Annotated in this window: 21 protein-coding genes and 1 pseudogene; 12 read left to right on the top strand and 10 right to left on the bottom strand. The window is 70.0% G+C overall.

All coding sequences use genetic code 11. The annotated features are described in order from the left end of the window. Positions 1-117: 117 nt before the first annotated feature. The 3 genes from AC5L35_RS30170 (at position 118) to AC5L35_RS30160 (ending at position 3,244) form a co-directional block, all read left to right on the top strand. Positions 118-1,524 (top strand): Nramp family divalent metal transporter, encoded by a 1,407-nt coding sequence (locus AC5L35_RS30170; RefSeq protein ID WP_169393967.1) that lies wholly within the window; start codon positions 118-120, stop codon positions 1,522-1,524. A gap of 1 nt (position 1,525) precedes the next feature. Then, the gene (locus AC5L35_RS30165; RefSeq protein WP_495063103.1) at positions 1,526-2,116 is read left to right on the top strand and encodes a hypothetical protein; all 591 of its coding nucleotides are present in this window, start codon (positions 1,526-1,528) and stop codon (positions 2,114-2,116) included. A gap of 87 nt (positions 2,117-2,203) precedes the next feature. Further along, on the top strand, positions 2,204-3,244 hold the full coding sequence (locus AC5L35_RS30160; protein ID WP_495063102.1) for a TerC family protein: 1,041 nt from the start codon (positions 2,204-2,206) through the stop codon (positions 3,242-3,244). A gap of 82 nt (positions 3,245-3,326) precedes the next feature. On the opposite strand, the gene AC5L35_RS30155 is transcribed toward AC5L35_RS30160, so the two are convergent. The 3 genes from AC5L35_RS30155 to acs form a co-directional block, all read right to left on the bottom strand. Further along, positions 3,327-3,872, bottom strand: coding sequence for a beta-class carbonic anhydrase (locus AC5L35_RS30155; RefSeq protein ID WP_495063101.1), 546 nt, complete (start codon positions 3,870-3,872; stop codon positions 3,327-3,329). 174 nt (positions 3,873-4,046) lie between these two features. Continuing rightward, positions 4,047-5,312, bottom strand: coding sequence for an OFA family MFS transporter (locus AC5L35_RS30150; RefSeq protein ID WP_495063100.1), 1,266 nt, complete (start codon positions 5,310-5,312; stop codon positions 4,047-4,049). Between the two features lie 1,114 nt (positions 5,313-6,426). Next, a complete protein-coding gene (gene acs, locus AC5L35_RS30145) occupies positions 6,427-8,412 on the bottom strand; it encodes an acetate--CoA ligase (RefSeq protein ID WP_495063099.1) in 1,986 nt (661 codons plus the stop codon). A gap of 211 nt (positions 8,413-8,623) precedes the next feature. Between acs and AC5L35_RS30140 the strand changes: the two genes are divergently transcribed. Continuing rightward, a complete protein-coding gene (locus AC5L35_RS30140) occupies positions 8,624-9,367 on the top strand; it encodes an oxidoreductase (protein WP_495063098.1) in 744 nt (247 codons plus the stop codon). A gap of 331 nt (positions 9,368-9,698) precedes the next feature. Here the strand turns inward: AC5L35_RS30140 and AC5L35_RS30135 are convergent, their stop codons facing one another. After that, positions 9,699-10,517: an HAD family hydrolase gene (locus tag AC5L35_RS30135; RefSeq protein ID WP_495063122.1), complete on the bottom strand. Its 819-nt coding sequence runs from the start codon at positions 10,515-10,517 to the stop codon at positions 9,699-9,701. Between the two features lie 427 nt (positions 10,518-10,944). On the opposite strand from AC5L35_RS30135, the gene ssd reads away from it, so the two are divergent. From ssd to AC5L35_RS30105, 6 genes and pseudogenes are all read left to right on the top strand, one after another. Next, positions 10,945-12,054 (top strand): septum site-determining protein Ssd, encoded by a 1,110-nt coding sequence (ssd, locus tag AC5L35_RS30130; protein ID WP_495063097.1) that lies wholly within the window; start codon positions 10,945-10,947, stop codon positions 12,052-12,054. Between the two features lie 53 nt (positions 12,055-12,107). Beyond that, a pseudogene (locus AC5L35_RS30125) lies at positions 12,108-13,225 on the top strand (TadA family conjugal transfer-associated ATPase). Continuing rightward, positions 13,219-14,019 carry a type II secretion system F family protein gene (locus AC5L35_RS30120; protein ID WP_495063096.1) on the top strand — a complete coding sequence of 267 codons (801 nt, stop codon included), beginning with the start codon at positions 13,219-13,221 and terminating at the stop codon, positions 14,017-14,019. Before AC5L35_RS30125 ends, AC5L35_RS30120 begins: the two are co-directional and overlap by 7 nt. After that, positions 14,019-14,795: a type II secretion system F family protein gene (locus AC5L35_RS30115; protein ID WP_495063095.1), complete on the top strand. Its 777-nt coding sequence runs from the start codon at positions 14,019-14,021 to the stop codon at positions 14,793-14,795. The genes AC5L35_RS30120 and AC5L35_RS30115 overlap by 1 nt, the downstream gene beginning before the upstream one ends. A 28-nt stretch (positions 14,796-14,823) precedes the next feature. Next, positions 14,824-15,129: a DUF4244 domain-containing protein gene (locus AC5L35_RS30110; protein ID WP_495063094.1), complete on the top strand. Its 306-nt coding sequence runs from the start codon at positions 14,824-14,826 to the stop codon at positions 15,127-15,129. Next, complete coding sequence (locus AC5L35_RS30105) at positions 15,027-16,427, top strand: recombinase family protein (RefSeq protein WP_495063093.1); 1,401 nt, start codon at positions 15,027-15,029, stop codon at positions 16,425-16,427. The genes AC5L35_RS30110 and AC5L35_RS30105 overlap by 103 nt, the downstream gene beginning before the upstream one ends. 290 nt (positions 16,428-16,717) lie before the next feature. Here AC5L35_RS30105 and AC5L35_RS30100 read toward each other — a convergent pair whose 3' ends face one another. Continuing rightward, complete coding sequence (locus AC5L35_RS30100) at positions 16,718-17,137, bottom strand: hypothetical protein (RefSeq protein WP_495063092.1); 420 nt, start codon at positions 17,135-17,137, stop codon at positions 16,718-16,720. Positions 17,138-17,281: 144 nt separating this feature from the next. On the opposite strand from AC5L35_RS30100, the gene AC5L35_RS30095 reads away from it, so the two are divergent. Beyond that, positions 17,282-17,491: a hypothetical protein gene (locus AC5L35_RS30095; RefSeq protein WP_495063091.1), complete on the top strand. Its 210-nt coding sequence runs from the start codon at positions 17,282-17,284 to the stop codon at positions 17,489-17,491. Positions 17,492-17,507: 16 nt separating this feature from the next. Here the strand turns inward: AC5L35_RS30095 and AC5L35_RS30090 are convergent, their stop codons facing one another. Continuing rightward, entirely contained in the window at positions 17,508-17,762 is a 255-nt protein-coding gene (locus tag AC5L35_RS30090) for a hypothetical protein (protein ID WP_495063090.1), read from the bottom strand. Positions 17,763-17,857: 95 nt separating this feature from the next. Beyond that, positions 17,858-18,037 (bottom strand): hypothetical protein, encoded by a 180-nt coding sequence (locus AC5L35_RS30085; protein ID WP_495063089.1) that lies wholly within the window; start codon positions 18,035-18,037, stop codon positions 17,858-17,860. Positions 18,038-18,638: 601 nt separating this feature from the next. Here AC5L35_RS30085 and AC5L35_RS30080 point away from each other — a divergent pair. Further along, positions 18,639-18,803, top strand: coding sequence for a helix-turn-helix domain-containing protein (locus AC5L35_RS30080; protein ID WP_495063088.1), 165 nt, complete (start codon positions 18,639-18,641; stop codon positions 18,801-18,803). A 158-nt stretch (positions 18,804-18,961) separates the two neighbouring features. Here AC5L35_RS30080 and AC5L35_RS30075 read toward each other — a convergent pair whose 3' ends face one another. The 3 genes from AC5L35_RS30075 to AC5L35_RS30065 all read right to left on the bottom strand — a co-directional run bounded on the left by AC5L35_RS30075 (position 18,962) and on the right by AC5L35_RS30065 (position 24,150). Beyond that, complete coding sequence (locus AC5L35_RS30075; protein WP_495063087.1) at positions 18,962-19,624, bottom strand: hypothetical protein; 663 nt, start codon at positions 19,622-19,624, stop codon at positions 18,962-18,964. A gap of 225 nt (positions 19,625-19,849) precedes the next feature. Further along, positions 19,850-20,488 (bottom strand): hypothetical protein, encoded by a 639-nt coding sequence (locus tag AC5L35_RS30070; protein WP_495063086.1) that lies wholly within the window; start codon positions 20,486-20,488, stop codon positions 19,850-19,852. After that, positions 20,488-24,150: a phage tail protein gene (locus tag AC5L35_RS30065; RefSeq protein ID WP_495063085.1), complete on the bottom strand. Its 3,663-nt coding sequence runs from the start codon at positions 24,148-24,150 to the stop codon at positions 20,488-20,490. The genes AC5L35_RS30070 and AC5L35_RS30065 overlap by 1 nt, the downstream gene beginning before the upstream one ends. Positions 24,151-24,163: the final 13 nt, after the last annotated feature.

Genomic DNA, 24,163 nt, shown 5'->3' with positions numbered 1-24,163 from the left:
CACCAAATCGGAAGGTCCACCACTGTGACTACATCGAAACAGCCTGACGCCGGAGTACCCGGGGACACGACTGCCGCAAGCCCCGAAAGGGTGTGGCACGCGGGTGGCCTCGAACCGATGCCCATCCGCAAGCTGCCCGAGGCTCCGCCCTCCGTCCACCTTCTCGGCCCGACGGTCTTCCTCGTCGCGCTCGGGGTGGGCATGGGCGAGTCCTACATGTGGCCTCGGCTTGTTCTGTTGTTCGGGCCCGAGATCCGCTGGCTCTTCCTGATCGGGGTGACCCTCCAGGCAATTGTACTCCTGGAGATGTCCCGGTACGCGATGGCAACGGGTGAGAGCATTTTCACTGGCGCCGCCCGCGTGTTCAAACCGATCATGTGGTTCTTCTTTACCATCGCAATACTCATCTACATCTGGCCAGGTCACCTCTCGGCGGGCGCTCTCGCGTTCGAGTCCGTGACGGGTATTTCCTGGCAGATCGCGGCGATCGTCGGCATGGTCCTGGTCGGCCTGGTCTTCACGCTCGCGAAGGTGATCTACAACCTGCTGGAGACAGTGCTCTCCATCCTGATCGGCACGCTGGTCGTCGGTACGGCGATCATCGCGTCGCTGGTGGGCACCTGGGGCGACCTGGCCAGCACGCTCACCGGCATGTTCGCCTTCGGGTACCTGCCGGAGGAGGCCCTGACGGCCGCCTGGTTCCCGGTGATCGTCGGCTCGATCGCCTTCGCGGGCCCGTCCGGCATGCAGCAGATGTGGTACACGCTGCACCTTCGGGACAAGGGCGCCGGCATGGGCGCGCACATCCCGCAGCTGCGTGGTCTGCGCTCCGCGGGCGAGGAAGAGGTCATGCCGTCGCGTGGCTTCATGTTCGACACGGACGACCCGGAGGAGATGGCCAAGTGGCGCGGCTGGCGGCGCTGGGTCACCTTCGACGCGCTGCTGCTCTTCTGGGGCATCACGATGCTCGTCACGATCTCGTTCACCGTGCTCGCACAGGCGGCGGCGAGGAACAGCCCGAACGTCGTCAACCTGCTCCGTGACGGCGAGCGCGAAGCGGCTCTCAACGCGATGTCGGACTCGTTCGCATCGGTGGGCATCCCGGCTCTCGGCGGGGTGTTCATGAGCTTCATCGCCCTGATCGGTCTGAACGCCACGCTCGGTCTGTTCGACTCGTTCTCCCGCGGGCAGTCGGACATGGCCTACCACTTCATCCCGGGTGCCAAGCGGTTCCGCATGGCGCATCTCTACGCCGGGTTCCTGTGGGGCGTGATCATCTTCGGGATCTGCATCCTGCTGTGGGGTCCGGCCGACGGTCCCGCTGCGATCCTGGACGTCCTCGCGTTCCTCTCCACGTTCGCCATGGGCGCGTACTGCGTCGTGCTTCTCCTGGTGAACAACCGGCTGTTGCCCAAGCCGATCCGTCCGAAGCTGTGGTCCAATCTGATCATCGGCTTCGGTGCCGTGTTCTACCTGGGCATGCTGTTCTACAGCCTGATCCGCTTCGGCGTGGTGTTGGACTGACATGACCAGGCCAAGAGCACTTGACCTTGCCGAGGTCGGGCTTCCGGGCGCGGCGATCGGGGCCGTCTCGGGTGTCGTGGTGGGTCTGCTGGCCCTCGTCGTCGGCCAGCCGGTCGGCTGGGCTGCGGTCGGGGCGCTGACCCTCGGCCTGCCGCTCGCACTGTTCGGGGTCGGCTACGGGATGCTCGTCGCCCGTGGCTGGTTCCGGCCGGGGGTCTTCGCACCCGTGGCGTTCTACTGGATGGTGGGTTTCCCCGTCTCGCGCCTGCTCCACGAGACGGTGACGCCAGTGCTGCTCGGTGGCAATCCCACGCCACCGAGCGACGTGCTGACGTTCTTCGCCTTCCAGGCACTGGTCAGCATGGGTTTCGCGATCGGCTTCATCTGGCTCTACGAGCGGATCGCACCGTACTGGCTCATGCGGATCCAGGACCACAACGCCGACGCCCGCCGCGTGTTCGGTGTCTACGCGGAGCACGCGCAGACGATGTGGGAGGCCCGGGAGCGCAAGCGCGCCCGGCGTCAGGCCGGCCGCGTACCGGCGGCAGCGCCGGCCGGGAGCGCCCGAGTGAAGTCCCGACGGTCCTCGTGACCGTGGTGTCGCGGCGGGGCCGGGTCGTTCCGGCCACGGCTCCGCCGCGACACCTCGACAGCCGACCGCCGATCTCCGAGGAGAGAGATGAGTGTTCCGTTCTGGGTCTGGGCCGCGACGATAGGCGCGTTCCTCGCCGTGCTCGCCTTCGACTTCTACCTGGTGGCCCGTAACCCCCGCGATCCGTCGATGCGGGAGTCGACGATCTGGGTCTCCTGCTACGTCGCTCTCGCCGTTCTTTTCGGGCTCGGCGTGCTGGCCTTCGCCGGGCCGCAGTACGGCGGCGAGTTCTTCGCCGGGTGGATCACCGAGTACTCGCTGTCGGTGGACAACCTGTTCATCTTCGTGCTGATCATGAGCCGGTTCGCCGTGCCGCGGGAGTACCGCCAGAAGGTGCTGCTCATCGGGATCGTGCTGGCGCTGATCCTGCGCGGTGTGTTCATCGCGCTGGGCGCCGAGGCGATCGCCCGGTTCGACTGGATGTTCTACCTCTTCGGCGCCTTCCTCATCTACACCGCCTGGAAGCTCATCCGGCACTCGGACGAGGACGAGGAGTTCAACGAGAACCGGGTTCTGCGCACGGTCCGGCGGCTCGTTCCGTCGACGAAGGAGTACCACGGGGCCGCGCTCACGGTCCGGGTGGACGGGCGCAAGCTCGTCACCCCGATGCTCATCGTGATGGTGGCGATCGGCACCACCGACCTGCTGTTCGCCGTCGACTCCATCCCGGCGATCTTCGGGCTCACCCAGGAGCCCTACCTGGTGTTCACCGCCAACGCGTTCGCGCTGATGGGGTTGCGGCAGCTGTTCTTCCTCATCGGTGGCCTGCTCGACCGCCTGGTGTACCTGAGCAAGGGTCTCGCGATCATCCTGGCGTTCATCGGCTTCAAGCTGATCTTCGAGGCGCTGCACCACCACGGCGTCGCGTGGGCTCCCGAGATCCCGATCCTGGCGTCCCTGGGTGTCATCATCGGCACGCTCGCCATCACCACGGTGGCCAGCCTCGCCAAGTCGCGCAAGGACGACGCGGCCGCCGCGGCCGCGGCCTCCACCCCGTCCACCACCACGGAGGACAGCGCCGACCCGGCCGAGGAGGTGCCCGAGACCAGCGGCAAGTCCGCCGGCTGAGCCCGGCTCCGTCCGCCCCTGCTGCCCGCCCCGTACGGGGCGGGCAGTTCGGCGTTCGGGGGCGGCCGGTCCGGGCTTCATCTCAGGCCGACTCCCTGACCTTGTCGACGCCGCGGAGCGCCGGCTCGTCGTCGGTGACCTCGCTGAGGGTGAAGCTCTCGATGTCGAGCACGAAGCCGCGGACGACCGTCTCGGGCAGCAGGAACGGGTCGTGCCGCAAGCGCGCAAGGCCGCGCCGCACGTTCACCGCCGGATCAGCGAACGCGTGAGTTCGCCACGGCGGGCGCATCCCGGCCTCGAGCGCGAGTTCCTCGGAGAACTCCTCGTCGGTGAACGTGGCCAGCCCGCAACCGCTGTGCTGCACCACCAGCACGTCCCGCGTCCCCAGCTTCCGCTGGCTGATCGTCAGGGACCGCACCACGTCGTCGGTGACCACGCCTCCCGCGTTGCGCAGGACGTGCACCTCGCCCAGTTCCAGGCCGAACAGGGCGAAGACGTCGATCCTCGAATCCATGCACGTCAGCACCACGGTGTGCAGCGCGGGGGCCACAGCGGCGCCGTCGGCGTTCGACGCCGCGAGCCGGCCACCGCCCGCCTCGTACCGCCGCAGCAGTTCCTCGTTGCTCATGTCGCACCCACCGGTGAGAGGAGGGACTCGCCGGTACGTACGTGCTGTGTCCTGCACCTCGAAGGGTTCACGAGCGATCTCCATCTCGCATCGAAGGAGCCGGCATCGGCCGGCCAGGTGGACCACCGACCGGACCGGGCGAACGGCCCGGTCCGGTCGGTCAGCACGTGAGTATCAGGCCCGGCCCCCGTCCGCCACCGCATGGCTCGTGGAGCCCACGCCGCGGCTGGAGACGGAGGCTCGCTCGCCCCGGCCGGGCTGCCGCAGGAACAACGAGATGATCGCGGACAGGAACGCGATGGCACCGGCGATCGTGTAGGCCCCGTTGTAACCCCACGTCGTGACCACCCAGGACGCCACCCCCAGCCCGAAGAGCCCGCTGACGAGCTTGGAGCTGTAGACGAGGCCGTAGTTGGTCGCGTTGTTGTTCTCCCCGAAGTAGTCGGGGGTGAGCGCGGCGAACATCGGGAAGAAGGCACCGCCACCGAGGCCCGCCAGGAAGGCGAAGAAGATGAACAGCGCCTCGTTGTGGGTGTCCCCACCCCAGAGCAGGCCGAACTGCGCCACTCCCTCGACCACCAGCACGATGATCAGCGACTCCTTGCGGCCGATCTGGTCGGAGAGCCAGCCGACGAAGCCGCGGCCGAAGCCGTTGACGAGCGAGAGCACGCCCGCCGAGGACGCCGCGATGAACGGACCGAAGCCCACTTCCTTCGCGAAGTCGACCTGGTAACCGATCCCGAACAGCGACACGCCACCGATGATCGCCAGCGCGAACCACATGAGCGGCAGCTGACCGGTCTTGATCGCTTCCATCGGGCCGTACTGCTTCACCGCGGGCGGGTTCTTGGCCAGGCTGCGGGCGGACTTGGGGCTGGCCGCCCACTCGAGCGGGTCGACGTCGTGCGGCCACCAGTTCTTGGGCGGGTCCTTGAACAGGAAGCCACTCACGCCGACGACCGCCAGCATGTACAGCGCGATGAGGGTGAGGACGAGCGTGAAGTTGCTCTCGTTGAACATGTAGCTGAAGACGAAGATGAACGGCACGGCTCCGTAGGCGAAGGCGCCGTTGACGAAACCGGTCTTCCCGCCGCGCTTCTCGGGGAACCACTTGCCGACCATGTTGATCGAGGTGGCGTACACGAGACCGGCGCCGGTACCGCCGATGACCGAGTAGAAGAGGAAGTTCAGTACGAGGTTGCTGGTCAGGCCGAGCACCAGGAATGCGGCGAACACCATCACCGCACCGGTGAGCATGGCCGCCCTGGCCGAGACGATGCCCTTCTCCCGGAGCCGTCCGGCCGGGAAGGCCACGCCGGCCTGGAACACCGTCCAGATGCTGACGAGCCAGAAGGCCTGCCCGAGCGACCAGCCGTGGACGTCCTCCAGCGTGCTCTCCGCAGCGCCGTAGCCGTACTCGAAGACGCTGACGCCGAACATCGACGCCCAGGGCAACCACATCATCCACTTGCGTGAACGGCCGAGTATCTGCTCGGCCGGTATTCCGACGCGATAGACGCGCCCGTTGGAGTCAGTTATCTCGCGATCCGTGACAGTCACGTCGTCTCCTTTGACGAGAGGGAGGGTGGAGCGACCTCTTGTCGTGCCTTCCAGATGAATTCGGGGTCGACTGAGGGCGCGCCCGCAATGCGGACACGCTCAGCGAGCACGCATTACGGCATATTCGCCGCACTACTGCTCCGGATATTCGGTATGGGCTCCGGATCGTCCGGTCTCTCTCAGCCCGGACGGGCCCGGTCCTGCCGGCCGGAGCGTCCACCAGCAGGAACACCGGCGAACCGGCCGCCAGGCGCAGTACTCAGGGAACTGGCAAGGCACCCACTCGAGGTGTACGAGTGGTTCCGGACGTCCGCAGGACTCTCATGGGGACCAGCTGAGACATGGAACGCATCTCCTTGTGTCGCCGCTGCGGTGCTGGTTCACATACTGCATACGGTATGGCTAGTTGTCCAGAAATAGTTCTTGCCACCCGGCGCTCGATCACCATTCTTTACCGACGCGCAGGAAGATCTTTTAGACTTCTTTACCGTAGCTAACTGTCTGGATCGGGGGCTTTTCTCCCGATTCGTTCCGTCTGTGCGATCGGGAGCGGCGGCGAGGACCGCGGGCACGCCGGTGGCAGACCTGACAGGTCTGAGCAGGGCGAGCAGCCGGGGCACCGGGGCGCGCGAACGCGGCAGGAGCCCGAGCAGGGAGGCGCGGATCGTGGCGCGCGGCGGAAAGCGGCTGTCCGTCCGGCCTCGTGGCCGCCCCGGGTGCCGGGAGCGGCGCCTCAGAGCCGCCGACCACGGCGCAGGGTCATCACCAGGTGCCGACGCACCCCAGAGGCGCCCACGGCGCCGCTGAGGGCTCCGCTCGGTGCAAAGGGCACGGGTGCGTCCCGCACAGCGGCACGCATGCGCATACGACTATCGGCAAGCGGGACCGTGGCCGTAGGACAACGGTCACGGCCGGAGGGAAGAGGGCGGCGCCGACGCGGTCGGCACCGCCGGTCGCTCCCGGCCCGGCGGACGCACCGGGCCGGGAGGAGCGGTCAGTCCTCCGACTTGCCGCCGTCCTTGAGACCGTCGGAGATGAGGTCCATGACCGAGGAGTCGGCGAGCGTGGTGACGTCCCCGACCTCGCGGTTCTCCGCGACATCGCGCAGCAGCCTGCGCATGATCTTGCCCGACCGGGTCTTGGGCAGCTCGTCCACGACCATGATCTGACGCGGCTTCGCGATCGGGCCGATCTCCTTGGACACGTGGTCACGCAGCGCCTTGATGGCGTCGGCGCCCTTCCCCTCGTCCTGTGCGACGTTGCCCCGCAGGATGACGAACGCGACGATCCCCTGCCCGGTGGTCGGGTCGGAGGCACCGACCACGGCCGCCTCGGCCACCGTCGGGTGGCTGACCAGCGCCGACTCCACCTCCGTCGTGGAGATGCGGTGGCCCGACACGTTCATCACGTCGTCGACGCGGCCGAGCAGCCAGACCGCGCCGTCGTCGTCGTACTTCGCGCCGTCACCCGCGAAGTAGTAGCCCTGCTCGGCGAAGCGTGACCAGTAGGTCTCGCGGTAGCGCTCCTCGTCGCCCCAGATGCCACGCAGCATCGCCGGCCATGGCTTGTCGAGCACGAGGTACCCGCCGCCGCCGGGACCCACCGGGGTGCCGGACTCGTCCACGACGTTCGAGGCGATCCCCGGCAGCGCACGCATCGCCGAACCGGGCTTCGTCGCCGTGACGCCGGGCAGCGGCGCGATCATGATCGCGCCGGTCTCGGTCTGCCACCAGGTGTCGACGATCGGGCACTTGTCGTGGCCGATGTTCTCCCGGTACCACATCCAGGCCTCGGGGTTGATCGGCTCGCCGACCGTGCCGAGCACCTTGAGCGAGGAGAGGTCGAACTTGTCCGGGATCTCCTTGCCCCACTTCATGAACGTGCGGATCAGCGTGGGCGCGGTGTAGTAGATGGAGACGCCGTACTTCTGGATGATCTCCCAGTGGCGCCCCTCGTGGGGCGTGTTGGGCGTGCCCTCGTACATCACCGACGTGGCGCGGTTGGCCAGCGGCCCGTAGACGATGTAGGTGTGCCCGGTGACCCAGCCGATGTCGGCGGTGCACCAGTACACGCTCTCGCCAGGCTTGTGGTCGAACACCACGTTGTGCGTGTAGGCGGCCTGCGTGAGATAGCCACCGGAGGTGTGCAGGATGCCCTTCGGCTTCCCGGTGGTACCGGAGGTGTAGAGGATGTACAGCGGGTGCTCGGAGTCGAACGGCTGCGCCTCGTGCTCGTCGGACTGCCGGCCGACGATGTCGTGCCACCAGACGTCACGACCCTCGGTCCAGGGCACCTCGGTCTCGGTGCGCTTGACCACCAGCACGTGCTCGATGGACGGCGTGTCCTTGACCGCCTCGTCGGTGTTCTCCTTCATCGGCGCGGGCTTCCCGCGCCGGTACTGCCCGTCGGAGGTGATCAGGAGCTTCGCCTCGGCGTCCTCGATCCGCGACCGCAGCGCGCCGGGCGAGAACCCGCCGAACACGACGCTGTGGGCCGCCCCCAGCCGGGCGCAGGCCAGCATCGCGACCACTGCCTCCGGGATCATCGGGAGCTGGATCGCCACCCGGTCACCGGTCTGCACGCCCAGTTCGGTGAGGGCGTTGGCCGCCTTGCAGACCTCGCTCTTCAGTTCCGCGTAGGTGATGGTGCGGGTGTCACCGGGCTCGCCCTCCCAGTGGAACGCGACCTGCTCGCCGTGGCCGTCCTCGACGTGCCGGTCGACGCAGTTGTAGGCGACGTTCAGCTTGCCGCCCACGAACCACTGGGCGAACGGGGCGTCCCATTCCAGGACCTTGTCCCACTTCTGGTGCCAGTGCAGGCGGTCCGCCTGCTCGGCCCAGAAGGTCTCGCGGTCGGAGTCGGCTCGGTCGTACCACTCTTCCGTGGCGTTGGCCTGGGCAGCGAACTCGTCACTCGGAGGAAAACTCCGACTCTCGGTCGCCAGATTGCTCAGCGTGGCGTTCGTCGATTCCTCGGCCATCAATGCCCTCCAGATCCTGGGCGCATACACCGGGCGGTCCTTGCCCGGCTCCCGTGCGAGGGACGACGCTAGCGGCCCCTCCCTCGCAGCGCACCGCCAGTCCGGGCAGGTAGGGCCCCGATCGTAGGACCGCAGGCCGGGGTCGCGAGCGGCCGGGATCCGCGATCGCCCGAGCCCGGGGACGGTCGCCCGTGGATGGCACCATGCCGGGGTGCCCGCGACCACCGATCCACTCGCCCCCCTGCTGGGGCTGCCCGGCGTCTCCGACGCCGTGACCAGTGCCCGGGACGCCGTCGTGGCGGTGCACAACCACCCGGTGAACCGGCGCGGCTGGCCGGCGAGCGCAGCCGAGGCGAGCCTGCGCGCCGCGCGGGCGTCCGCCGCCCTCGACGGAGCGGCGATCGGGACCGACGACACCGTGCGCAGCCCGGTACTGGCCGGGGCCGTGCGCGTGGCCGAGGAGTCCGGTCGGCTGCTCGGGGTCTGGCGCACCTCGCCGCTGCAGGCGCTGGCCCGCCTGCACCTCGTGGCCGCCGCCGATCTCGTGCCCCCGCAGCGCCACGACGCCGAGCTCGGCAGACCGCGCGCGGACGCCGAGGTGTCGGCCCGGCTCGGGCTGCTCGCCCGGCTGCTCACCGGCGGGACGTCCGTGCCCGCCCCCGTGCTCGTCGCCGTGGTGCACGGAGAACTGCTGGCTCTCACCCCCTTCCCTTCCGCCAACGGGGTGGTGGCGCGGGCCGCGGCCCGGCTGACGGCCGTGACCGCCGGGCTCGACCCGAAGGGGCTGGCCGTCCCCGAGGTGGGCCACCTGCGCCGCGCACCCGAGTACCGCAGCGCGGCAGGCGCCTTCGCCGCAGGCACACCCGAAGGAATCACGACATGGCTGCTGCACTGCTGCGCGCAGTGGGAGGCCGGGGCACGGGAGGGAATCTCCATCGCCGACGCCCGGACCTGAGCCCCCGTACTACTGCGGGAAAAGAGACGGGCGGCATCCCCTGAGGAACGCCGCCCATCTGCGCGTGAGCATCGAGATCCAGGCGTGCACTACGTGTCGTGTTGATGGCCTCGGCGTCCAGCGTCCCGGTACGCAGGCCCACGACGACATGCCTCCCGCGGCGTGCTGCGCGTGGAGCGCCCGACACTCACGCACGGAGACCCGCTCGAGGTGGACGGGTGCTTCTCTGCCGCACCGCCCCTGGCCGAACAGGAGTCCGTAACTCCTTTGTAGTACGTGACGGGAAGCACAGCAAGGGTCGGACGGCAGTGCACCGGTTCAGAAATCGCGGTCACCGGCGGGCCCACCGCCTGTGGCCGTACCAGGACGCACCCACGAGCGCTGCCGCGCCCAGTCCGGCCGCGGCGATGGTGGCGCTCCGCTCCGGGGGCCGGAAACGGCGCAGCGCCACGGGGTCGGCGAACGTCAGGATCGGCCAGCCGCGCTGGATCGCCTCACGGCGCAGGCCCTTGTCCGGGTTGACGACCGTGGGATGCCCGACGGCCTCCAGCAGCGGCAGGTCCGTGATCGAGTCGGAGTAGGCCCGGCAGTCCTCCAGCCGGTAGCCGCGCTCGGCCGCGATCTTCCGCGCCGCCTCGGCCTTCTCCTCGCCGTAGCAGTAGTAATCGATCACACCCGTGTAGCGGCCGTCCTCGACGCTCATCCGCGTGGCCAGGCAACGGTCGGCTCCCACGAGCGCCGCGATGGGTTCCACGACCTCCAGGCCCGATGCGGACAGCACGATGACCTCGTCACCGTTCGCCCGATGCTCGGCGATCAGCTCGGCGGCCTCCGCGTACACGAGGGGCTCGACGATGTCGTGCAGGGTCTCGGTGACGATCGCCCGGATCTGCGCAACCTCCCACCCCGTGCAGAGCGCGGTGATCCGCCTGCGCAGCAGGTCCATCGTGTCCGCGTCTGCCCCCGCGAGCACGAGCAGTAACTGGGCGTACCCGCTGCGCAGAGCCGCTCGCCTGCTGATCAAGCCCTGGCGGCGGAACGGTCGGCTGAACGCGAGGGCACTCGAGCCCGCGATGATCGTCTTGTCAAGATCGAAGAAGGCAGCGGCTCCAGAGGCCGCTGGAGGCGGATTCGGGGGTAGCGTCGGCAACGGACCAGGCACGTGGAGCGAGCTTGCCAGAACCCGACAGGGAGTGGCGGACCCCACGGCGCACCGTGGACGCTGCACAGATGCTCCGTCCAGGGGCGCGCGTTGAAGCCTTTCAAGGGCTACAGTTGGTGGTGCCCGGACGTGTCCGGGCGCGGTTCAGCTCGACCCCCCGGAGCTGAACCACCGACGGCCCCCGCCAATCCCCCCTGGCGGGGGCCGTCCCATATCCAGGAGAGCCCGGAGGGGCCCCCGAATCAACTCTTGCCGCGCGCCCCGACAAAACCCGACACGGGGCGCCCGATCGGGCCCGGTTGTCCACATCGGCTACTGGCTGTCCACAGGTTGACGATCCGTCCTCCGACGTCGCCACCCGCACCGCACTCTGGTCTCGCCGCTCCCCCCGAGCGGCACGACGAGGGAGGTCGCGGTGCATCAGGGCTCAGGCGAACGTCGCGGGTTGGTGATGGTGTCCGACCCCGAACTGCTCGACACCGTCCTGCGGTTGGCCGCGGCAGCGGGCTGCGAGCTCCACCGCACGGTCGACGCGGCGCAGGCCCGGCCGCACTGGCCCGGCGCCCCTCTCGTGCTGCTCGACGCATCGGCGGCGCAACAGTGCGCGCAGGCCGGGCTGCCCCGGCGGGGAGAGGTGATCGTCGCCGTCCGGGGCGAACCCGCGCCTCCCGTGTGGCAGCACGCCGTCGCGGTCGGGGCGGAGCACGTCATCTCCCTGCCCGACGCCGAGTCGTGGCTGGTGGCCGCATTCACAGAGGCCGCTGAGGGTCCCGGCCATGACGGCGCCGTGCTCGCCGTCGTCGGCGGCCGGGGTGGCGCCGGAGCTTCCGTACTCGCCGCCGCCGTCGCGGTCACCGCCGTGCGTGCGGGCTCGCGGGTACTGCTCGTCGACTGCGACCCACTCGGCGGCGGCCTCGACCTCGTGCTCGGCGCGGAGGAGCTCGGCGGCCTGCGGTGGCCCGACATCGGGGTCGAGGGCGGTCGCGTACCGGCAACCGCGCTGCACGCCGCCCTCCTTGCACCCGCGGTCGCCCGCCGGGGCGCGGGCGAGCTGGCGGTGCTGTCCTGCGACCGGTCCGCGCACGGGCCGTCCCCGGCCGCGGTCCGTTCGGTCATCCAGGCCGGACGGCGAGCAGGGGAGACAGTCGTCTGTGATCTTCCGCGCTACCCCACCGAGGCGGCGATCGCCGCGCTGGCCACGGCCGACCTCACGGTGCTCGTCGTTCCGGCCGACGTGCGGTCGTGCGCGGCGGGGGCCAGGGTCGCCGCGGTTCTGGGCGAGCACGGCGGGCCGGTCCGTCTCGTCGTCCGGGGTCCTGCGCCCGGAGGTGTCGACGCGTCCGAGGTCGCGCGTGCACTGGGCCTGCCGCTGCTGACCGCCATGCGGCCCGAGGCGGGTCTCGCCCGGGCGTTGGAGCGTGGCACCGCACCGGGTCGTCCTCGGGGCCCGCTCGCCGCGGCCGCGGAAGAAATACTCACCGCACTGCACGCCACCGCGGCGCGGGCATCAGGGACACGGCTGTGAGCGGGCCGGGCCGCGGTGTGGCCACCACCCTCCCCGGCCGTCCGCCGATCGAGCTGCGCGGGCAGGGCGCCTCCGCCCTGGTCGACCGCGTGCGCTCCCGGCTCGCCGCGGCGGGAGGCGAGATCACCCAGGCCGCGGTGGCCGCGGCCGTCCGAGCGGAGGCCGGCGGCGTGGCGTCCGATCTCGACGTGCTCGCGGCGTTGCGGGTCCTGCGCCAGGAGTTCGTGGGCGCAGGCCCGCTCGACGAACTGCTGCGCGACCCCCGCACCACCGACGTCCTCGTCTGCGGCCCCGGCTCGGTGTGGGTCGACCGCGGGTCGGGCCTCGAAGCCACCGACGTCCGGTTCACCGACGAGGCCGCCGTACGCAGGCTGGCGCAGCGCCTGGCCATCGCCGCGGGCCGTCGCCTCGACGACGCCAGCCCGTACGTCGACGGCTGGATCGCCGACGTCGGGGTCCGGCTGCACGCCGTCCTGCCGCCGATCGCCGCCGACGGCACCTGCCTGTCCCTGCGCGTACTGCGTCCCGCGGCACACGACCTCGCGGCCCTCCGCGCGCTCGGCACCGTCGACACCACCGGCGAAGCCCTGCTGCGGGCGGTGCTCGCCGCGCGGCTCGCGTTCCTCGTGTCCGGCGGCACCGGCACCGGCAAGACCACGATCCTCGCCGCGATGCTCAGCGCCGTCGACCCCCGGGAGCGGATCGTCTGCGTGGAGGACGCGGAGGAACTGCGGCCCCGCCACCCGCATGTGGTGCGGCTCGTCGCCCGGCCGGCCAACATCGAGGGCGCCGGTGGGGTCGTGCTGCGCGACCTGGTGCGCCAGGGGTCTGCGATCTCCTGGCCGCCCTCAACACCGGCCACGACGGCGGCTCCGGCACCGTGCACGCCAACTCTGCGCGTGAGGTTCCGGCCCGGATGGAGGCACTGGCGGCCACCGGGGGCCTGCCGCGGGCCGCCCTGCACAGCCAACTCGCCGCGGCAGTGCAGGTGGTGCTGCACATGCGCAGGCTGGCGTCCGGCGGCCGGGTGCTCGACGTCGTGGGGGTGCTGTCGCGCTCGGCGGAGGGGGTCACGGTCGACCCCGCGTGGAGTCGCACGCGGGGATGGGCCGGTGGCCGCGACGACCTCGGGCGGCTACTCACCGATCGCGGGGTGCCCACGCCGTGGTGAACGCAATGGCGTGCGCCGCGCTGGCTGCGGCGATCGGATGCCTGCCCGCACCAGCAGGCGTGGGAAGGTTCGCGGCACTCTGGCCGGTCCGCTCGCGCCGGCGGGGCAGGCAGATGTGGGCTGCGGGCCCCGTCCTGCTCGGCGGCTGCGCCGGGCTTCTGGCCGCGGGGCCGGGCGGAGCACTGGCCGGGGCCCTCGTCGCGTTCACGGTGCGCCGGCGGAGGGCGCGCCACCAGGTGAGCGTCATCGCAGCCACCACGTCCGGGCAGCTGGCCGATGCCGTCTCCCGGATCACGGAGGAGCTCCGGGCGGGCAGCCACCCGGCTGCCGCGCTCGGCGGTGTGCGCGCCGACGGCCCGCTCGCGCGACACATCCTGGCGCCTGCGGCAGCGGCCGCGCGCCTCGGCGACAGCGTGTCCGCCGCGCTGCGCCGAGGCAGCGCCCACCGGCCGGAGATCGGTCCTGACGTCGAACGGATCGCCGTGGCATGGTCACTGGCGGAACGGCACGGCATCCCGCTCGCCGAACTGCTCGCCCGCGCCCACCACGACATCCGCTGGCGAGTGCGGTTCGGGGCCACGGTGCGAGCCCAGCTCGCCGGGCCGAGGGCCACCGCACACGTGCTCACCGCCCTGCCGCTGCTCGGGATCGCACTCGGCCAGCTCGTCGGCGCCGACCCGATCGCGGTGCTGCGCGGTGGCGTCCTCGGTCAGGTCATGCTGGTCGCCGGCGTCGCGCTGGTGGCCGCCGGAGTGGCGTGGTCGGAGCACATTCTTCGTTCGGCGGTGCCGTGATGACCGCCGTCCCCCTCACAGCGGCCCCTCCCGCCGCCGTGCCCGGCACCGCCGCCGCGGCGCTCGTGGTGCTGGCACTCGCCCTCCTCGTTCCCGGCGGGCGACACGGCGCCGGACGGCTGCTGGCGCTGCGCAGCACGGCGCCGGGACCGGCCGACGCCGTCGCGCCCCCTGCGCTCCGCGGCTCGTGGCTGATCGTCGGCGCCGTCGCGGCCGGCGTTCTCGGATGGACGGTCGCGGGTGCCGCCGCAGGCGTGGTGCTGGGAGTCGCGGCGGGCGGAGCCGGAGCGGTGACCGCCCGCCGGGCCGCGGCGCGCTCCGCACCGGCCACCGAACAGGACGGTGACATCGCCGGCGGGTGGGAGCTCCTCGCCGTGTGCCTGGAGGCGGGGCTTCCCGTCTCGATCGCAGTTGCTGCAGCGGCCGAGCCCCTCCACGGTTCCACCGGCACCGACTTGCGCAGGGTCGCCGGTCTGCTCGAGCTCGGCGCCGATCCGGTCGACGCATGGCTCGCGGCCGAGGACGTGCCCGTGCTCGCGACGTTCGCCCGGGCGGCGGGCCGATCCGCCGGCACCGGAGCCGCCCTGGCCCAGGTCGCCAGGGCCGAGGGCGCGCGGCTCCGCGCCGACCTCCTGGACTCCGCGCAGGCCAGGGCGCAGCGCGCCGCGGTGCACATCACCGGCCCACTCGGACTCTGCTTCCTGCCCGCGTTCCTGGTCCTCGGTATCGCCCCGGTCGTCATCGGCCTGGCGGGCGAGGCACTCGCGCAGTGGTGACCACCGCGCCTACCCCAAGGAGATCTCCATGTCCCTGCACACCTCACCCCTCCCACAGACCGCCGCCACCCGGCTGCGTGCGCTCCGCGACGACGACGCGGGCATGAGCACGGTCGAATATGCAATCGGCACTATTGCCGCCGCCGCATTCGCCGCCGTCCTCTACGCCGTCATGACAAGTGATGAATATAGACTGTTGCTATGTCGTCCGCCAGTACCCCCCGACGCGTCGTGCTCTACGCCCGCACCAGTCAGGACACGAGCGACGGGCGGTCGGTCGATGACCAGCTCGCTGAACTGCGAAAATGGGCAGATCGGACCGGGCGCAACGTAGTCGCCTCGCTCCGAGATGACGGCATCTCCGCCAGCCGTTACGCCCGGCGAACCACCAGCCGACCGGCCTGGGCTGAGGCCATGGACCTCATCACCACTCAGCAGGTCGACGAACTCGCCGTCTGGGAGATCTCCCGCTCCACCCGTGAGCGCGCCGTCTGGTCAGCCCTCATCGCCGCGTGCATCGAGAACGACGTCGATCTCGCCGTCGACGGGAAGGTCCACGACCCCGCCGACCCTGACGACGGCTTCATGCTCGACCTCGGCGCCGCCCTCGCCGTCCGCGAATCCGCGGTCATCTCCAAACGCACCCGCAGAGCCGTGAACTCCCGCGCCGCGGCCGGGCGCCCCCACGGGAGCCTCCCCTACGGCTACCGGCGAGTCCTTGACCCGGTCACGGGCAAGGCTGTTGCACGGGAGCTCCATCCCGATCAGGCCCCGATCGTCACCGAGATCGCTCAGCGGCTCCTCAACCTCGAACCTGCCAACGCGATCGCCGCGGACCTGAACCGGCGCGGCGTCCCCACCGCGACGGGCAAGCAGTGGCGCCCCGGGAACATGACGTTGCTCGCACTGCGCCCCGCCTACGCTGGACTGCGGGTCCACCACGGCCAGGTACTCGCTGACGTGAAAGCGACATGGCCGCCGATCATCTCCGAGCTCGACCACTACCGCCTGCTCGCCATGCACCGAGACGCCGCCAGGGACAAGTTCCGCCACCCCACCTACGCGAAGCACCTCGGCAGCGGAATCTACCGCTGTGGCCGCGAGGGCTGCGACGGCCGGATGCGAGTCGTCGTTCAGAGCGGCGGACGCCCGAACCGCTACGACTGCCGGGCATGCCACAAGGTGTCACGCCACCAGGATCCGGTCGACGAGCTCGTCAACGAGACGGTGTGGCGGTGGCTGGTGGGCCCGGCGCAGAACACGATGGCTCGCGTCGGCGATGACTCGATGAAAAGGGCAGCTGACGAGGCAGCTCGGCTGCGACTCAAGCTCCGCGAGGCGCGCGCACTCGTCGCCGCGGACCGGCTGTCGCTGGAGTCGCTTGTCGACATCGAGGCAAAGACGCTGCCGAAGATCCGAGTAGCCGAGGAGCAAGCCCGGCCACGACACGCCCCGCCTCGCCTGCACGAAGTGGCCGCGGCCGGCGATGCCGCCCGGGACGTGTGGTTCGGCCTACCCATCCGCGACCGGCGCTCGATCGTCGCGTGGTCCGTTGACGTGTTAATCCTCCCGGCGGGCCGGGGGAAGTGGAAGTTCGACCGGAACGATGTGGTAATCACGCCTCGGGGCTGACTGATGCTGGTTTGGGCGGGTACGCGCTGAGTGCGTACCCGCTGGTCGCGGCGGGTTGCCGGGCCGGGCAAAGCGTGTCGCTGTGCAGGCGTACCCAGATCTGAGTACCCCTGCTGTAAGGGGCTAGGGCTTCAGCCAGCGTGCGCCGGCAACCCGACGGAAATTTCCCGGGCACAGCTGGCAAAAACCCCTCTTCATCCGCTACGCGCGCGCGTGCGGGCGCGATGACCGTCCGACTGGGGCCCTCCGGCCGGACGTTGGAAATTTCCGAGGACCGGTCCCGTCCACTGTCAGGTCACGGTGTCATCGCTCTTGCCCTCGCGCTGGCGGTCCCGCCGCATCAGCCACATGGCCACGCACGCAATCCATGCGACAGCCGGAAACACGGCGCCGACCACCACCCGGAACGGAAGCGCCGCCCACGTCGCTTCCGCAGCCTGCAAGGCGGGGCCTGCGAAGCTGGCGACTAGGACCACGGCAGCGGGCCACACCATCCAGTGAGCGAGGCGCCTCTCCCGCCCCCGCGCTCCAGTGATCAGGCTTTCGAATCCGATGAGCACCAGCCCAGCCACAACCAGAGACAGGAGCGCCGCCTCCCATGTGGCGGCGCCGGCCCACCGTTGAAGGTCGAACTGCAGGTAGGCGGGAATCAGCAGCCCGAGCCCGAGGGCGGGCACCGTCCACGGTATGCGCTCTACGCTCTGGTTCATGCACGAAGGGTGACAGCCCGCGATGCGCTAACTGATGAGCCAGGCGGGTGATCCACAGCTTCGGTGCGCCCTGCGGGCCCCTAGATCGGCGTTGAGCGCGGGCTAGCCTGATGCGCAAACTGGGGGGAAGGGATGGTGGAGGCGATGAGCCGCTACACCGCACACGTCACCCGAGACGGCCGTTTCTGGCTGATCCACGTCCCCGAGATCGACTGCCACACCCAGGCCCGGAATCTGCGTGAGGTCGACACCATGGCCCGTGACCTCGTCGCCATCATGACCGGCGAGGCTCCCGAGTCCATCGAACTCGACGTGAAGGTCGAACCGGAGAGCGCCGCCGGCACACGTTCCTGACACCCCGGGAGCGTGGCTACGGCTGCACCTCTCGGCGTAGAGCGTCGGCCAGCCCTCGCACGGCGCGGCGCACCCCGACGGGCAGGGGCCTGCCGTTGCCGAGCTCGATGGCCGCGGCGTTCAGGACGCCGGCCATCTGGCTGGCCACCGCCCGGGACGTGATCCCGGGCCAGCCGTGGACGATCTCGGCGACAAGGTGGAGGGCGCGGGCTTCCGCGGCCTCACGTTCGCCCACCGGCCGGACCCGGTCGTAACGGCTGTCAGAACCCATGGCGGAACCCCCGCGTCGTCGTGATCGATGTCAGCCGCGGGGGAAGCGCAGCAGACCCGAAGTCTACGAGCCCGGAATCCCGCGCAGGGGTGATGTCACCCGGCGACGAGCACGACCCGCGCAGGGGGAGGCGCAGCCCGGTAGGGATCCGTCACCGGCTGGCCGTCCACCTCGATCCGGCCGGCCCGCAGGTGCTGCTCCGCCCGCTCGAGGCTCAGCCCGGCGGCCAGGAGACGGTCCATCACAGTCACGGTGTCGGTGGTGTCGTCGGGCATGAGGTCATCCTCCGCCGCCAGGAGCCGCCTGGTCGTCGAACCGTGGCGTCGCCCCCGATCGTGTGAGCGCATCGACGACTTTCCTAAGATGTCCCGTCTTTTCCACTAGGACCCGTCAAGTTGTCCCTTCGTTTCTTATTGAGAACCGCGAGTGTCCTTCCTGAACCAGCCTCGCTGTAGGCGCCCTCCGCGATTGACCACACAGCGTTTACGCTGGTCATGCATCACCACCCAATACGCCTATAGGCAACACTGCACGGCACGTTATTAGGTGATGCATGCCCGTTTGGTTGACCACCGCCCAAGTTGCAGCGAACGTGCACCGCCACCCGGTCACGATCCGGTTAGCCGCGGAGGCTGGCGTCCTGCATGGCCATCAACCCTGCCAGGGAGGGCGTTGGTCCTTCGAAGCGGCGGCTGTGGATGCGTTTATGCAAGGCGGAGATGAGCGGGCCCAACGTGAGGCGTGCGGCTGCGCATGGCTGCGGCACCAGCAAAGGCGGACGAGGTCGTGACCACCTCGACGACACCGCGCAGCCCGCGGTGTCGGCACGGACACCGACCCACACCCGGAGGTCTGACCACGGCGGTCATCGACCGCGTGTGGCTGACCGTGGACGAGGCCCGTCAACGGACGGGTGTGTCGAAGACCGAGATCTACACGGCCCTGCAGACCGGGGACCTGGTCGGCACTCAGCGCGGGAAGAACCACAAGTGGCGCATCCACGTCGAAGACCTCGACGCGTGGATGCGCGGCACTAACTGAGCCACACACAGCTCCGCGTCCGTTCGCGCCAGCGTTTCGGGTCGGCTGATCTACGAGAGCCCACCTATCGTGCTCGACCCGGAGTCACCCCCGCCGACTGGCTGAGAACGACGAAGCCCGCGACCCCATCACGGGCCGCGGGCTCCAGAGCTGAGCGGTCAGCCGATGTTGCCGTTGAAGAACACCGGCTCGTTGAACGTGTCGGTCACCGCGATCTGCAGTGGCCCGCGGGCACCGTCGGCGGTCTTGAACCGGAACGGCAGGGCCAACGACTGGCCGGGCGCGATGTCCTGGGTGGCGAGGGTGCCGTCCCCGAACAGTTCCGGGGCGGGCTGCCCGTTCAGGGTGGCGTTCTTGGTGATGAGGGCGGCGCCGACGGGCTTATCGGTGCCGTTGGTGATGGTGACCGTTGTTTCGTAGGCGACCTCGTCGCGCTGGAGCTCGAACTGGTTGTCGGGCCGGTAGGGCTGCGGGATGGCGACGGTGAGCGCCATGCCGGACTGATAGGTGAACGTTTCCCCGAGGGTGACGGTCCCGCCCTTGCGGGCCTCATCCACCGCGGCGACGCCGCCGGCGAGGAGCGCGGTGCAGCCGACGAACCCGATGATGGGGACCATGACGATGCCGAGGAGTACCCACGGCCACACACGCCGCCGCTTCGGGGCAGGAGCCGGCGGTGGCGGCGGGTAGGCCTGCTGCTGGTACGGCTGCTGCTGCCCGTACTGCTGCTGGGGGGCGTACTGCTGCTGGGTGTACTGCCGCTGCTGCGGGTCCTGCTGGTAGCCGGGCTGCTGGTGTGGTGGGTACGGCGGCTGCGACAAGGGGAGCGCTCCGGTGGCGGGGTTTCGGGTGTTCAGACACTCAACATTCGCAATCGGTACAAACACCGTTACGACGTCCCGAGCCCTCCAGAAGGAGCTGAGGGCGTCGGGCGGTCAGACGCCCAGCTCGACACGATCAGGCCGGGGCAACCATCGGCGAGAGGCGGGGCAGGTCGCAGCTACCGTGACTCCGCGACTCCCACGTCCAGCTGGACGAAGTGGCCCCTACTGCTGATCAGCCGCCTGTTCCCCGACCAACCGACCACGCTGCTCCACGCGTTCCAACCACTTCCGCAGCTGCCCCGGTGACTCCCGCTCCCGCGACGTCCGCCGCTCCGCGGCCCGCTTCGCCCGTTCCCCCACGACCCTGCGCCGCACCTGCGTGTACGCCTCCTGCTTCACCGCGATGTGCGGCGTCGACAGCGGCATCCTCCGGCGCAGCACCTCGAGCGGGTCGTCCTCCCCAGAGTCCTCGACGACCAAGTGCCGCATCTGCGGGCCGACCGCACCGATCTCGGACTGACCGCGCTTCCCCTTGATCCGGCCGGCGCCCTTCCGTAGCCGGACCTGCTGCAGGAGGTGTTCCCGCGCCTCAGAAGGCTCCGCGACGAGGTGTGGCGCCTTCGGGTGGTCGTGGGTGATCGGATCGGCCACGAATGGCAGGTACAGCGCCGCTTCGAGGACGGTGTCGAAGTCGGTGGGGTCGAGGTCGTACTCGACGACCATGTTCTCCAGCGTCTCCTCGGGGAGGACGTGCAGGATCCGCAGCGTCTCGCCGTTGTCGTCGACGATCAAGCCGAGCATCCACACGCGCTGGCCAGGGCCCATCTCAACGAGGTCGGCGTGGTCGATTGTGATGTCCATCAGAGGGTCGTCCCATACGAGCAGTAGTGGACCCATCCGGCCGGATAGGTCCCGCCATCGGGATGCTCACGAAGAACGGTGAACCCGGTGGCGCTAACGGCATCCAGCCAGGTGTGGGCCCGTGAGCCCTGCCAGGAGTGGAGGATGACCCGCTGGTCGGCCATGGTCGTCCCGTAGCTGATGTTCACCCCCGAGAACCCCGACCCCAACGACGAGAACCCGACGAACATGGAGGCTTGTCCGGCCAGCGTGCTGTTCGCCGCGAACGGGCCCTTCAGACTCAGGGCGCCGTTGGAGCCGATGTTGATGAAGGAGTCGGTGGAGGCGTCCTGGTAGCCGATGAAGGCGCCGGACCCCTCGGGGCTTGTTGCCGAGTACAGAAGCAGACGCCCGCCCTGCACGACACCTGCTGTGGTCTTGAAGCTGCGCCACACCCCGTCCGGCCACTCCTGCGTGAACGGGCCCGCTGTCTGACCGCTGGTGTTGAGGGTTTGCCGGGTGTACCCGGCAACGCTCCCGCCGGTGACGGGGTTGGCGAAGCTGCTCGCCTGCTGGCGGATCCGGGTCGTGGTCGCGATCGGGTACATGTCGATTGCTGGCACTGCGGGATCGACCACGACGGTGGAGCCCACACCGACGCCAGCCCCTGAAGTGAGTTTCCCGACGATCGACAGCGCGGCGGTGGGGATGTCGAAGTTGAGAACTGCGACCGTCCCGAGGTAGCACTTGAACCCGCCGGTGGTGAGCTCCACCCGGGACCCCGACGCTGCGGTGCGGATGATCCCGGACACCGTCATCAGCGCCGACATGATCCCGGCGCGGAGCTTCCCGATGTTCACTTCCTCGATGGACCCGTCGGGGATCTGCTCGCGCACCACCGACCCGGTCGCGGACGCTGCGGAGGCGTTGTTGCTGCGGTCCACGGCAACCCAGGCCGAATACCAGGTGACGTCGTAGTCGCCGCCCACGTCGACGGGCAGCTCACCCGGCCCGGTGAGCCGGTCCCGGTAGGTCGTTGACGCCGCGGTGTCGATCCGGCCGTCGGCGTCCCGGGGCAGGTCGGGGGTGAATCCCGCCGAGAGGGACATGTGCAGCTGCGCTTCGAGGAAGTCGCTGGGCATGGGCTCGCCCGCGGCGCCCAGTCCGTTCCACGGGAACACGAGGATCCCGACATAGGAACGCCCGTTGGGGGCTGGCAGCACCGGTGGTGGGGTGGTGTCGGACTGGGTGAGGTGCGGCTCCTCGACAGACCAGTCCCCGGCGTGGTTGTAGCGGTCCACGGCGCGGACCCGCACCGAGATCTCCACGCCGGCGACGACACCGTCCCAGGCGGCGAACTCGTCGCCGGTGACTGCAGGGACCGACACCCAGTCTGTGGGCAGCCCCTCGTCGCCGCCGGAGTAGCGGTACTGGACCTGGTAGGACCCCAGGTCGTTCATCGGTGAGCCATCGAAGTTGGTGGTAACCGGCAGCCACGTAACCGCGACCGCCGCCACGGTGCGGTCCTGGTCCGGGTACGGCGCCGAGTCGACCGCCACCCCGACAACCTGCGCGGGGGCCTTGCCGTCGTCGGAGTCCGGGCTCGGGGTGGAGGTTCCGGTGACGATCTGTCCGCCGGCGAGGCCGTCGAGCTGCCGTTGCACGCGAACGTCACGGGAGGCGATCAGGTCGCCGAGGGTGATCCCGCCGGAGTAGGTGTCTTCGCCGGCGCGCTGCGAAATGGTGACCTGGGCGATTTGCAGCGGTGCGCTCAGACCCTGCCCTGTGTCGTCGTACACCCAGTCCAGCGGCATCAGCTCGCGCAACGGGACGGGCTGGTCCTGGGAGAACGTGAGGGCCCGGGTCCGCTCGTCCACACCGTGGGTGCTGCGGGCGAGCTCCAACGCCCCGTAGGCCTGCGCCGCGCCAGCGGTGGTGAGGTTCCCCTCGGAGACGTACCGGCCGATCTTGCGGCCGCGTTCGGCCACGGCGGTCGGGTCGTCGACCTCGACGTACACGCCCTCATCGCCCGCGATCAGGAGCGAGGTGACCGCCTCGGCCACGTCCGCCTTGTGCGGCGCCTCGAGCAGATCCCGGCCGGCGCGGAACACGACAGGTGGGTCGGACAGGGTGTGGTCGGTGCCGACCGTGCCGGGCTCGTAGGCGCGGACCTCGTGGTCGGTGGTGACCTCGAACTCGACCATCCCCCACTGGCGGAGCTGCTGCGCGATCTGCAGCACCGTCCGGCCGGGAGGGAACTGTGGGCTCGTCTGCAGCGACCACGGGACGCCATTGGAGTCGTGGGTGTCGGTGAACGTCCACGTCGACGACAGCAGATAGCCGTCGCCCTGCACCGTGTTGAGAACATCGGCCAGGATGCTGCCCGCAGTGCCGTCCGGGTAGGCCCACTCCCCCTTCTCGTCGGAGGGGTTGTGCGGGATCGGGGCCTCGTCGAGGAGCGCGGTGAGGAACCGCCCGTAGAAGGTGACCGTCCCACCTTCGGTGACCTCGTTGCCGTCGCGGGCGTGGAGGACCGCGCCAAGGCTGTTGTCGTGTGTGCCGTCGGTGCGGATACGGATCTGCAGGTCACGGCGGGCGGTGACCCGCTCGTTGAGGACGTCGAACTGGTCGCCGTCCCGCGGGTACTCGAGGGTGACGGCGCCGTTCTCGCCGGGGATGAGGCTGATGTCCCAGCTGAGGACGTGCGGGAGTGGGCACAGCAGGGAACCGTCGTCGTCGACAGCCCAGAAGTCGACACGCAGCGGCGGGCGGATCGCCTGGACGAGCTCCGGCGCGAACGGAGGCAGCGGAGGAGGGATCGGGTCGAGCCGGATGATGTGCACCAGCTGCGGCGAGAACGGCGCCGGAGGCGCCGGGATCGGGTCCAGGACGACGTCCACCGGCCCCGGGACCACGGTCGGCTCATACGGTGGTGGGGGCGCGGGGATCGGCTCTGGGGTGATCTGGGGCGTCTGGTCGAGCGTGGGTGCGTACACCACGGCGGCGGACGGGATCGCCGGCAACGTGACGGTCTGCGCAGGCGGGGCGGCCGATCGCAGCGCGATCAGCGACGCGGACTGGTAGTCCTGGTCCGGGTCGGGGCTGGTGACGACACCCTGGACGTTGCCCGAGCTGCCCTGCGTGTCGAGCGTGCGGGTGCCGATGCCGATCGCGTCGCCGTCATCGACCCGCTCCGTGAACCCTGTGATGGGGGCCCAGCTGCCGCCCCAGAAGTTCGCGCGGACGGACAGAAGCAGCCGCTCAGGGCCTGTGGTGGAGAGGGAGAGGATGGGCCCGTCAGTGTCCGGAACGGTGGTGACACCGGTGTCGAAGACGTCGACCGGGTCGGTTGGGTCCGCCCCGGTGACGCGGATCGCGACAGCCGATCGCCACGGCGCAACGAGCCCGGTGAAGTTGTAGGTCGTGGGCTCGCTCGCGCCGGCCACCCTCCAGAAGGCGCGCAGCGTGTGCGCCCCGTCCTCACCATCGGGGATCTGCGGGGGCGGGATGATCTGGTTGAACGGGAAGGCAGCCGGAGGGGTCGGCTCGTCCTCCGATTCCATGTACAGGAACACGAAGACGTGGTTGCCAGCTGCGGTCCCTGTGGGGCGTGGAACGTTCGCCGTGGTCGAGCTGGCCCCGATCAGGTAGGTGCCCCGGTCCCCGTATGCGGGTGCGGCCACGTCAGACCCCGCT

The organism is Pseudonocardia sp. OZ21 (genome assembly GCF_059359135.1).
This window is presented reverse-complemented; position numbering and strand designations above follow the sequence as displayed.

What these genes read in the sequence shown, in the direction of transcription:
- AC5L35_RS30170 (WP_169393967.1), top strand. Translation starts at nt 118, where the DNA reads ATGCCCATCCGCAAGCTGCCCGAGGCTCCGCCCTCCGTCCACCTTCTC.
- AC5L35_RS30165 (WP_495063103.1), top strand. Translation starts at nt 1,526, where the DNA reads ATGACCAGGCCAAGAGCACTTGACCTTGCCGAGGTCGGGCTTCCGGGC.
- AC5L35_RS30160 (WP_495063102.1), top strand. Translation starts at nt 2,204, where the DNA reads ATGAGTGTTCCGTTCTGGGTCTGGGCCGCGACGATAGGCGCGTTCCTC.
- AC5L35_RS30155 (WP_495063101.1), bottom strand. Translation starts at nt 3,872, where the DNA reads ATGAGCAACGAGGAACTGCTGCGGCGGTACGAGGCGGGCGGTGGCCGG.
- AC5L35_RS30150 (WP_495063100.1), bottom strand. Translation starts at nt 5,312, where the DNA reads ATGTTCGGCGTCAGCGTCTTCGAGTACGGCTACGGCGCTGCGGAGAGC.
- acs (WP_495063099.1), bottom strand. Translation starts at nt 8,412, where the DNA reads ATGGCCGAGGAATCGACGAACGCCACGCTGAGCAATCTGGCGACCGAG.
- AC5L35_RS30115 (WP_495063095.1), top strand. Translation starts at nt 14,019, where the DNA reads ATGACCGCCGTCCCCCTCACAGCGGCCCCTCCCGCCGCCGTGCCCGGC.
- AC5L35_RS30110 (WP_495063094.1), top strand. Translation starts at nt 14,824, where the DNA reads ATGTCCCTGCACACCTCACCCCTCCCACAGACCGCCGCCACCCGGCTG.
- AC5L35_RS30100 (WP_495063092.1), bottom strand. Translation starts at nt 17,137, where the DNA reads ATGAACCAGAGCGTAGAGCGCATACCGTGGACGGTGCCCGCCCTCGGG.
- AC5L35_RS30095 (WP_495063091.1), top strand. Translation starts at nt 17,282, where the DNA reads ATGAGCCGCTACACCGCACACGTCACCCGAGACGGCCGTTTCTGGCTG.
- AC5L35_RS30090 (WP_495063090.1), bottom strand. Translation starts at nt 17,762, where the DNA reads ATGGGTTCTGACAGCCGTTACGACCGGGTCCGGCCGGTGGGCGAACGT.
- AC5L35_RS30085 (WP_495063089.1), bottom strand. Translation starts at nt 18,037, where the DNA reads ATGCCCGACGACACCACCGACACCGTGACTGTGATGGACCGTCTCCTG.
- AC5L35_RS30070 (WP_495063086.1), bottom strand. Translation starts at nt 20,488, where the DNA reads ATGGACATCACAATCGACCACGCCGACCTCGTTGAGATGGGCCCTGGC.